Raw genomic sequence first — 10,135 nt, 5'->3', positions numbered from 1 at the left:
AAAGAGAATGGTATTGAGAATTTTTAAGTCATTCTCGTACCAAGTGTCCTGCTTTTCTATCTTCTTCCATAGCTTCTTTACAGTATTGTTAACTTCGATTGACAGTTTTTTAGTCCCATTTTGGCGGGTATAGATAACAATTTCTAGCATATCTCGTATCTCTTTGATGGGGAGATCGTGGTGAGTTTTGAGGTAGTCTTGACATTTTTGAAATAGTTTTTCGAGTTCACTAGTCCCTAGGATTGAGCTCATATTGAGATAGGTTTGCATAATTTCTGTGCGTTGACTTGGTTGATAAAGTTGACAGATATATTCAAACTCTTCAAAACTCATATTGACTTGTCGGAGAAGAAACTCCATATTCTCATATTTAGGAGTTGTTTTCCCGCTTTCGATTTTTGATAGGCTGGTTCTGGAAAGGACGCTACCACAGACATCTTCTTGGGTTAATCCTTTTGACTCACGGATGTCTTTATATACTTTTCCGAAATCATAGCGCATGTTCTCCTCCTTGTTCGTGAAAAAAGTTAACAGAAAATAGAAACTGATTAAAAATATTGTATCATAGTAGTATAAAAAGTAAAAAAGAAATCTAAAATAAATTTGTGAAAAAGCAAACAAAAATCTTTGGCGTTAAGAAAAAGAGTTATAATATAGCTATAAAAAGATAGGAGAAACATTATGGATAAAAAAGTATTTCGCTTTTTGGTCTTTTTTGCATTCTTGGTCACCTTAGCTTCACAGTTTCCGTGGAATTGGCCAATATAATGCGCTAGTTATTTAATCAAGAGAGGAGGGAGCTTACGACATATAGAGACGTAATGTGCTATCATTAGCCAATTGGTGTTAGATTTGTATAGTGCTAGGAGGTGATATTTTTGAAAAGAAATAAAAATGACTATATAGTTGATTTTATTTTTGGTGTCGTTTTCATGGGATTGTTGTTGACGGGTTGTTATATTTCATTTTTTCAACCAGATATTTATAAGATTCAAATTATATTTTTGATACTGTTAACATTCCCTATTAGTTATGTTGTCATTAAATATTTTATAAGAAAGTAGGTTTGCAAAATGAAAAAATGTTCTCTGTTTCTTTTGACCATAATTTTTCTTAATATATTCTCTCCAACGGCTTTAGCTTTAGAATCTGCTATGAATAGCAAATCTAATTTGACAACGTCTGATTTTCAATCCAATCCGTCGTATGTTCGTGTTGTAGATTCACATAATCTAGCAATCACAAACGAAGATGGAACGGTGTCAAAAGTATATATTGATGACGAACACAATGTTTTTATTGATGGGGTCTTAGAACTAACCTCAGATGAATTTGATAGTATGGTTCAAGTAAGTAAAGATGAAGAGCAGTCAACTGAACAGCCTGTTATGGCGAGATCAGCTACTACTTGGTATTATCTTGATACACATACTTATAATATTGACTTTCAAAATAGAGGTCGTACAGTATTGCTAGGTGTTATTTCTGCTCTAATCCCTTATTTAACCCCTGCGATTGGTATTGGTTCAATATTAGATGCCTTATTAGGACAAGGAGCTCCGGGCATGTATGTAAAACTAAACAGATACTATCGAAAAGGGTATCAATTTTACAAATACTGTTACCATTTTTACTATGATGCAGCAATGAGATATAAGGTCGCTTATAGAGAAGAAATCAAACGAATGTGGTAATATATTACAATTTCTAGTTTTAAGAATAAAGATAATAGTTAAAATATTTTTCAAATCAAGGGAGTCAATATGGGACTCCCTTGTATTCTTCAAAAAATGTTATAATCAATCTTGTTTAAAGAACAGAACTTCGATGTTTACAAATGAATAATTCTATCTTTTTTTTCTGAAAATACTGTATAATATGAAGCAAATATGAAAAAAATGGTGTAGCAACCGTAATGGCATGCGGTTTGCTTGCTACTACAAATGCTTTAGCAGTATGGGTTGATGGTGGTCAATGGAATTATGGAGTAGGTTGGACAGGAACTTTTGGATATTCTGATTATTTACATTCTACTCGATCTCATACAGCAACGGTCCGACATGGTAGTAGAATCTCTAAGGAGCGTGAAGCTCCCTAGGTTTGGGCTCAAGCTTCCCTCACAAAGATTCCGCCAACAGGATTAGAATATTTCTATGGATTTTAAGTGGAATTTTCCCTCTCCTATTAGGAGAGGGAGAACTTTATTGGAGGTATCTTTATGAAAAAAATCAGTAATTTCTGTATGTTACTCCTGCTTTTGTGTACCACTTTTTTTGTTTTTAATATAAACTACACACGAGAAGTGGTGCGGATTCGGGAAATGGGAAAGACTGTAGATTCTTTGGATTTGTATTTGAAAGATATTAATGAACCTGCAGTATCTGTTCTTCGATTTTTTGAGGATGTATCAAAGGAGTACAAAGTCTCCATTATCAAAACAGACAGTGGTGATGAGGTGGTCAAGTCTGGTGTTTTTGATAAAGATACCTTCCCCTACCAAGAGTTTGGGATTTCTTCTCTTGATTTTACCACAGATGGTGAGGGAGTATACAGTAATAAAGAAATTTCCAATAAACTTGGTACGATTCCGACTTTTCTAAAAGCCAAGCCTATTCAGCTTATGACTTTTCAAACCTATATCAAGGATACATCTCGTAGTTTAAATGGTCGCTATACGATAACTTCTACACAAGAGATGGACAAGGATAGGATTGTACAGAAATGGAGCGATTTTTTCAAGATAGACCAGGCTACCTTGCTAGAGCCGACCTATAAAAGTGCAGTGGAAGTCATAAATCGAGATTTGCTTTTATCTGCCATTGTTTTTGTCTTGGCTATTTTACTTCTTGTGTTAGTGACAGTGTATCAACCGATGATGGAGATGAAAAGAGTTGGGGTACAAAAATTACTTGGTTTTCAAGATCGGGCTGTTTTAGCTGATGTTGTAAAAGGCAACCTCTACCTCCTCCTAGGTGGGGCGCTTGTGATCAATCTAGGTGTGTTTTTCTTACTTGATTACAAGCCAAAAGATTTGTTCCCTATGCTGTGGTTGTCTCATTTTTTGCTTTTGCAGCTTTATCTCTTTATCAGTTGGTTGACTTATCTCTTAATTCAAAAAATGACAATCAGCTCTTTGCTGAAAGGTTTTTCATCTTTCAAATTTGGTTTACTCTTTAATTATTTGATGAAAATTGGAACCACCATTTTACTGACAGTTTTACTGATTGGGGTGGGGAAAAGTTTGGAGCAAGAAAACAAAGAGTTGGATTACCAGAAACAGTGGATCAGTCAAGGAAATTATCTGACCTTGGAAACTTTCCAACTCAATGATAACCTGTGGCAAGAGCAGTTGGCAGGCTCAGGGCAGGCAGTGGATTATTTCTATCGATTTTATCTGGATTTGGTAGAAAAAACGCAGGCGGGCTATGTGCAAAGTAGCAGTCTTCCTGTAAAAAATTTTGTCAAATCAGAACAAATTCAGCAATATCAGTTAACAGATACGGTGGATGTTTACTATGCTAATCGCAATTTTCTAAAGAGCAAGGGATTCAAGTTACCCGATACCGGCACTAAAAAAGTTATTTTGATGCCAGCAAGTACGAAAGGTGAAGAAGATAAAAATCAGCTCTTGGGGAAATTAATTGCCTATCTTTCTATGAAGTATGAAGAGCAGCAAAAACGAACGATAGAGGAGATGGATATCGAGATTGCTTACTATGAAGGTGATTGGTCATTCTTCCCCTATAACGAGAAGCGAAAGGAAAATCTCTACAATCCAATTATTAGCTTGGTCAATGATTCCGATATGATGTGGGATGAAAAAGCCTCCCTGTCTACAACAGGTTTAAATAACCCGATTAAAATCGAAAATACGGCTCAACATCAAAAAGAGGTGACAGCGTTAGTTGAGAAATTATCAGATGGGAATTATTTAAAATTTTCATCTATTCAAGTCATTCAACAAGATAAAGTAGATTCTTATCGAGATGCTGTTCGGAATTTCAATATACTCTTTGCTTTGGTTGGTCTTCTTAGTATGATGATTTCCTACTTCTTACTAGTAACAACTTTCTTATTGAAGCGAACAGATATTATCACCAAGAAGTTTATGGGCTGGAAATTGATAGATCGGTATCGCTCCTTGCTGGGTCTTCTATTAGCTGTTTATAGCCTTCCTTTTATGATTTTGCTATTCTTTACACAGGCACTTTTCCCGCTCCTACTTTTTGCAGGATTTACAGGCTTAGATATCCTGTTTGTGCTTTTCTTGGGTTCTAAGATGGAAAAACGAAATGTAGTGCAGTTATTGAAAGGGGATCACTTATGATAAAGTTGGAAAATGTTACGAAAACCATTGGGGAAAAAGTTATTTTGGAGAACTTATCTCTAAAAATTAACCAAGGAGATTTAGTTGCCATTGTTGGGAAAAGTGGCAGTGGCAAGTCAACCTTGTTAAATCTTTTGGGTTTGATAGATGGCGATTACAGTGGACATTATGAAATTTTCGGTCAGCAAAATGTACCTGTCAATTCTGTTAAGTCGCAAGCGATTATCCGCGAACATATCTCCTATCTGTTTCAAAACTTTGCTCTGATTGATAATGAAACGGTAGAGTATAATCTCATGCTCGCTCTAAAGTATGTAAAATTATCCAAGAAGGACAAAGTCAAAAAGATAGAAGAAATTTTAGAGAGAGTGGGGTTGCCATTAATTCTACATCAAAAGGTTTCAGAGTTATCTGGAGGGGAACAGCAGCGAATCGCAGTTGCTAGAGCCATTTTAAAACCCAGCCAGCTCCTTTTAGCAGATGAACCAACCGGTTCTCTAGATCCTGAAAATCGAGATTTGGTTTTGAACTTTCTCTTAGATATGAACAAGGAAGGTAAAACGGTCATTATCGTTACCCACGATGCCTATGTGGCCGAACAGTGCCATCGAGTCATTGAATTGTGAAAGATAATGTGGAGAGTTCATTGATCTCTTCATCTTACCTGTAATTGGACAATTGTATTTTTAAAACTCAAATAGTATAAATAAGCTTATTATATGTAAAAATATATCATATAATAAGCTTTTTTCTTAATTAAAATGAAATAAAATACAGTTTTCTCTTGACAAACGAGAATGAGAGGAGTATTATTTATACAATAATAAAGTATAAAAATAAAAGGAGGCTTTTCTATGAATAAAGTGAAGAAGGTGTTGATGACGATGTTTGGTTTGCTTATGTTTCCCTTATTATTTGCTTGTAGTAACACTCAATCCCAAGGTGTTGAAGCCATTAAGGCTAAAGGAAAATTGGTGGTGGCCCTAAATCCAGAGTTTGCTCCATTTGAATATCAGAAATTGGTTGATGGGAAAAATCAGATTGTAGGTTCAGATGTTGAGCTAGCCAAAGCCATCGGAAAGGAACTAGGTGTAGAAGTGGAGTTCTCTCCAATGAGTTTTGACAATGTACTGGCTAGTCTTGATTCAGGTAAGGCTGATCTTGCCATATCAGGTGTTTCTAAAACGGAAGAGAGAAGTCAAGTTTACGATTTTTCAATTCCCTACTACACTTCGAAAAATAAGGTTATCGTAAGGAAAGCTGAATTAACGAATTACCAATCAGTCAAGGATTTGGCTCAGAAAAAGGTTGGAGCGCAGAAAGGTTCTATCCAGGAAACTCTGGCCAAAGAAACTTTGCAGGATTCTTCTCTCGTTTCACTTCCTAAAAATGGAAATTTGATAACAGATTTGAAATCAGGGCAACTGGATGCGGTTATCTTTGAGGAACCAGTGGCGAAAGGATTTGTAGAGAATAATCCAGACCTGGCCATCGCTGAGTTTGATTTTGACAATGACAAAGAAGATTCCTACGCTGTTGCGATGAAAAAAGACAGTAAAGAATTAAAAGATGCGGTTGACAAAACCATCCAGAAGTTGAAGGATTCTGGGGAGTTGGACAAATTGATTGACGATGCTTTTAAAGCCTCTATCGAAAAATAGAAAGAAGGAAGAGAAATGAGTAAGGAAAAAGTCATTTTAGCCTATTCAGGTGGATTGGATACATCAGTTGCTATTACATGGTTAAAAAAGGACTATGATGTGATCGCTGTTTGTATGGATGTGGGTGAAGGAAAGGATTTGGAGTTCATCCATGATAAAGCTCTCAAGGTTGGGGCTGTTGAGTCTTATGTCATTGATGTTAAGGAAGAATTTGCTAATGACTATGTTTTAGTGGCCCTTCAGGCTCATGCCTACTATGAACAAAAGTATCCCTTGGTATCTGCTCTGAGTCGCCCTCTTATTTCAAAAAAACTCGTTGAAATAGCTCATCAGACGGGGGCAACCACAATTGCCCATGGTTGTACAGGTAAGGGAAACGACCAAGTTCGGTTTGAAGTTTCTATTGCAGCTTTGGATCCCAATCTAAAGGTAGTTGCGCCTGTTCGTGAGTGGAAATGGTCTCGTGAAGAAGAAATCCAATATGCCAAAGAAAACGGTGTTCCAGTTCCTGCTGACCTTGATAATCCTTACTCTGTCGATCAAAATCTTTGGGGACGTGCAAATGAATGTGGTGTCTTGGAAAATCCTTGGAACCAAGCGCCAGAAGAAGCATTTGGAATCACATCTTCTCCAGAAGAGGCACCAGACAGTCCAGAATTTATTGACATTGAGTTTAGCTGTGGGGTGCCCATCTCCCTCAATGGAGAGAAGATGAAAGTGGCGGATTTGATTCAAAAGCTCAATGAAATTGCAGGCAAACACGGTGTTGGTCGTATTGACCATGTGGAAAATCGCCTAGTCGGTATTAAGTCAAGAGAGATTTATGAGTGCCCAGGTGCTGTGACTTTATTGGCAGCTCATAAGGAGATTGAAGACTTGACTCTTGTGAGAGAAGTGGCTCATTTCAAACCCATTATCGAAAATGAGTTGTCCAATCTCATCTATAATGCCTTGTGGTTTAGCCCAGCAACTCAGGCTTTGATTGCCTATATCAAGGAGACACAGAAGGTCGTCAATGGAACTGCAAAAGTTAAACTCTATAAGGGGAACGCCCAGGTAGTGGCTCGGAAATCTCCAAATTCTCTTTACGATGAAAATTTGGCGACTTATACCAGTGCGGATACTTTTGACCAAGATGCGGCTGTTGGATTTATCAAGCTTTGGGGGCTTCCGACTAAGGTTTATTCAGAAGTTCAGAAAAATGTTGAGTAGTGACGCGATAGAAAGGGACGACAGGATATGTCGAAAAATACAAAATTATGGGGTGGTCGATTTGAAGGCACTGTGGAAGAGTGGGTAGAACAGTTCGGTGCGAGTATTTCCTTTGACCACCAGCTGGCAAAATTTGATTTGATGGGCTCCCTAGCTCATGTTCAAATGCTAGGACAGACTGGCATTTTGAGCTTGGAAGAGGCGGAGCAGATCCAAGATGGTCTGAAAGCTTTGTTGCGAGATTTAGAGGCAGGAGAGCTTCATTTTGATATTGCAAATGAAGATATTCATATGAATATGGAAGTGTTGCTGACAGAGAAAATTGGTTCTCTGGCTGGGAAACTACACACGGCTCGTTCTCGGAATGACCAAGTCGCAACGGATATGCACTTATATCTAAAGGAGCAGCTTGGCCATGTCTTGGATAAGTTGGCGAATCTGAATAGTGTTTTGCTGGATTTGGCTGAAAAACATGTGGAAACCATCATGCCAGGCTATACTCATTTGCAGCACGCCCAACCGATTAGTTTTGCCCACCATCTCATGGCTTATTACAATATGTTTCAAAGGGACAGCGAGCGTTTTGCATTTAACTTGAAACATACGGACCTATCTCCACTGGGTGCGGCTGCTTTGGCGGGGACAACTTTTCCAATCGATCGTCAATTATCGAGTGATTTATTGGGTTTCCAACAACCCTATACCAATTCCTTGGACGCAGTGAGTGACCGTGATTTTATCTTGGAATTTCTGTCAAATGCCAGCATTTTGATGATGCATATGAGTCGTTTTTGTGAGGAAATCATCAATTGGTGCAGTTTTGAGTATCAGTACATTAGCTTGTCTGATAGCTTTTCAACGGGTTCGTCTATCATGCCCCAGAAGAAAAATCCTGATATGGCCGAATTGATTCGAGGGAAGACAGGACGGGTTTACGGGAACTTGCTTGGACTATTGACCGTTATGAAGTCTTTGCCTCTGGCCTATAATAAGGATTTGCAAGAGGACAAGGAAGGCATGTTTGATACAGTAGAAACGATTTTAAATTCTCTGGATGTGTTGGCAGGCATGCTATCGAGCATGCAGGTTAATAAGGCCAAAATGCAGCAATCTACAGAGAATGATTTTTCGAATGCGACCGAACTGGCAGATTATTTGGCTGAAAAAGGACTCCCTTTTAGAGAAGCGCATGAAATAGTAGGGAAATTGGTTCTAGACTCTATCAAGCATGGTAAAAACATCCAAGATTGGGATTTGGAGGAGTTGCAAGTCTACCATCCCTTGATTGAAGAGGATATTTATATCTACTTGCGCCCAGAAACCGCTGTTCAGAGACGGAATTCCTTAGGAGGAACCGGCTTTGAGCAAGTGAAATACCAGATAGAACAAGCGAAGAAAGAACTTAAAGAGGAAAATTGATTCATTTGCAAAGTAAGGAAGAGAGGTTGAGATGATTTATCAGCCTCTTTCTTGTCTTCTCCAACCAAGCGTGTTATAATGAATACTGCTCAAGCGACCTTCAATCGTTGAAGCACACACGACCTTCAATCGTGAACTAGTCATTTCGTTTATCTTTTATTACGTCGTTAACTCGTCTTACCTAACTCGAGTTATGCCTGCGACTCGTTGCCTATCATATTTTCATTTTAAGATGATAGGCTAAAATGGTCTCCCAGACCATTTTACTCCTAAAAGCAAACGAAAAGACTATACTCGAAGAAATTCTATTGAAAGTCTTAGTAAATAGAATTTTGAGGGTATGAATAAACGAATAGATGGGAGACTTACCATGAGTGATAACTCTAAAACACGTGTTGTCGTGGGGATGAGTGGTGGTGTTGATTCGTCGGTGACGGCTCTCTTGCTCAAGGAGCAGGGCTACGATGTGATCGGTATCTTCATGAAGAACTGGGATGACACAGATGAAAACGGCGTCTGTACGGCGACCGAAGATTACAAGGATGTGGCTGCGGTGGCAGACCAGATCGGCATTCCTTACTACTCTGTCAATTTTGAAAAAGAGTATTGGGACCGCGTTTTTGAGTATTTCCTAGCGGAATACCGTGCAGGGCGCACGCCAAATCCAGATGTTATGTGTAACAAGGAAATCAAGTTCAAGGCCTTTTTGGACTATGCTATGACCTTGGGTGCAGACTATGTAGCGACTGGGCATTATGCTCGAGTGGCGCGTGATGAGGATGGCATCGTTCACATGCTTCGTGGCGTGGACAATGGCAAGGATCAGACCTATTTCCTCAGTCAACTTTCGCAGGAACAACTCCAAAAAACCATGTTCCCACTGGGGCATTTGGAAAAGCCTGAAGTTCGCAGACTAGCTGAAGAAGCAGGACTTGCGACTGCTAAGAAGAAAGACTCGACAGGGATTTGCTTTATCGGAGAAAAGAACTTTAAAAACTTTCTCAGCAACTATCTGCCAGCTCAGCCTGGTCGCATGATGACTGTGGATGGTCGCGATATGGGCGAGCATGCAGGTCTGATGTATTATACAATCGGTCAGCGTGGCGGACTCGGTATTGGAGGCCAACACGGCGGTGACAATGCACCGTGGTTCGTTGTCGGAAAAGACCTAAGCAAGAATATCCTCTATGTCGGACAAGGATTCTACCATGACTCGCTCATGTCAACAAGCCTAGAGGCCAGTCAAGTCCACTTTACTCGTGACATGCCAGAGGAATTTACGCTTGAATGTACGGCTAAATTCCGCTACCGTCAGCCTGATTCTAAGGTGACAGTACATGTCAAAGGAGACAAGGCGGAGGTCGTCTTTGCAGAGCCACAACGCGCGATCACACCAGGACAGGCAGTTGTCTTTTACGATGGCGAAGAGTGTCTCGGTGGCGGTTTGATTGACAATGCCTACCGTGACGGACAGGTTTGTCAGTACATATAGTTTGACAAATTTTCTCAATTTGCT

Annotated in this window: 8 protein-coding genes and 1 pseudogene; 8 read left to right on the top strand and 1 reads right to left on the bottom strand. The window is 39.1% G+C overall.

Annotated elements, in window-relative coordinates:
• The coding region (locus SORDD24_RS11630; protein WP_231082674.1) for a helix-turn-helix domain-containing protein at positions 1–501 on the bottom strand (501 nt) is incomplete at its 3' end.
• Between the two features lie 653 nt (positions 502–1,154).
• Between SORDD24_RS11630 and SORDD24_RS03725 the strand changes: the two genes are divergently transcribed.
• The 8 genes and pseudogenes from SORDD24_RS03725 (at position 1,155) to mnmA (ending at position 10,111) form a co-directional block, all read left to right on the top strand.
• On the top strand, positions 1,155–1,694 hold the full coding sequence (locus SORDD24_RS03725) for a hypothetical protein (protein WP_231082673.1): 540 nt from the start codon (positions 1,155–1,157) through the stop codon (positions 1,692–1,694).
• A 191-nt stretch (positions 1,695–1,885) separates the two neighbouring features.
• Positions 1,886–2,164: pseudogene (locus SORDD24_RS03720) on the top strand (lactococcin 972 family bacteriocin); the annotation flags it as partial.
• A 54-nt stretch (positions 2,165–2,218) separates the two neighbouring features.
• Positions 2,219–4,327 (top strand): bacteriocin-associated integral membrane family protein, encoded by a 2,109-nt coding sequence (locus tag SORDD24_RS03715; protein WP_061407540.1) that lies wholly within the window; start codon positions 2,219–2,221, stop codon positions 4,325–4,327.
• Positions 4,324–4,953 carry an ABC transporter ATP-binding protein gene (locus SORDD24_RS03710; protein WP_061407537.1) on the top strand — a complete coding sequence of 210 codons (630 nt, stop codon included), beginning with the start codon at positions 4,324–4,326 and terminating at the stop codon, positions 4,951–4,953. The genes SORDD24_RS03715 and SORDD24_RS03710 overlap by 4 nt, the downstream gene beginning before the upstream one ends.
• 228 nt (positions 4,954–5,181) lie before the next feature.
• Complete coding sequence (locus SORDD24_RS03705; RefSeq protein WP_061407534.1) at positions 5,182–5,988, top strand: ABC transporter substrate-binding protein; 807 nt, start codon at positions 5,182–5,184, stop codon at positions 5,986–5,988.
• 15 nt (positions 5,989–6,003) lie between these two features.
• Complete coding sequence (locus SORDD24_RS03700) at positions 6,004–7,200, top strand: argininosuccinate synthase (protein ID WP_000031908.1); 1,197 nt, start codon at positions 6,004–6,006, stop codon at positions 7,198–7,200.
• 27 nt (positions 7,201–7,227) lie between these two features.
• Positions 7,228–8,619 carry an argininosuccinate lyase gene (argH, locus tag SORDD24_RS03695; protein ID WP_061407532.1) on the top strand — a complete coding sequence of 464 codons (1,392 nt, stop codon included), beginning with the start codon at positions 7,228–7,230 and terminating at the stop codon, positions 8,617–8,619.
• A gap of 370 nt (positions 8,620–8,989) precedes the next feature.
• Positions 8,990–10,111: a tRNA 2-thiouridine(34) synthase MnmA gene (gene mnmA / locus SORDD24_RS03690; RefSeq protein ID WP_061407529.1), complete on the top strand. Its 1,122-nt coding sequence runs from the start codon at positions 8,990–8,992 to the stop codon at positions 10,109–10,111.
• The last annotated feature ends 24 nt before the right edge of the window (positions 10,112–10,135 follow it).

It is taken from the genome of Streptococcus oralis (assembly GCF_001579175.1).
In the GTDB taxonomy this organism is placed as follows: Bacteria; Bacillota; Bacilli; order Lactobacillales; family Streptococcaceae; genus Streptococcus; species Streptococcus oralis_O.
This window is presented reverse-complemented; position numbering and strand designations above follow the sequence as displayed.

Excerpts from the sequence above, each read along its gene's own strand:
- argH (WP_061407532.1), top strand. The coding sequence starts at position 7,228 with ATGTCGAAAAATACAAAATTATGGGGTGGTCGATTTGAAGGCACTGTG.
- SORDD24_RS03710 (WP_061407537.1), top strand. The coding sequence starts at position 4,324 with ATGATAAAGTTGGAAAATGTTACGAAAACCATTGGGGAAAAAGTTATT.
- SORDD24_RS03705 (WP_061407534.1), top strand. The coding sequence starts at position 5,182 with ATGAATAAAGTGAAGAAGGTGTTGATGACGATGTTTGGTTTGCTTATG.
- SORDD24_RS03725 (WP_231082673.1), top strand. The coding sequence starts at position 1,155 with ATGAATAGCAAATCTAATTTGACAACGTCTGATTTTCAATCCAATCCG.
- mnmA (WP_061407529.1), top strand. The coding sequence starts at position 8,990 with ATGAGTGATAACTCTAAAACACGTGTTGTCGTGGGGATGAGTGGTGGT.
- SORDD24_RS03700 (WP_000031908.1), top strand. The coding sequence starts at position 6,004 with ATGAGTAAGGAAAAAGTCATTTTAGCCTATTCAGGTGGATTGGATACA.
- SORDD24_RS03715 (WP_061407540.1), top strand. The coding sequence starts at position 2,219 with ATGAAAAAAATCAGTAATTTCTGTATGTTACTCCTGCTTTTGTGTACC.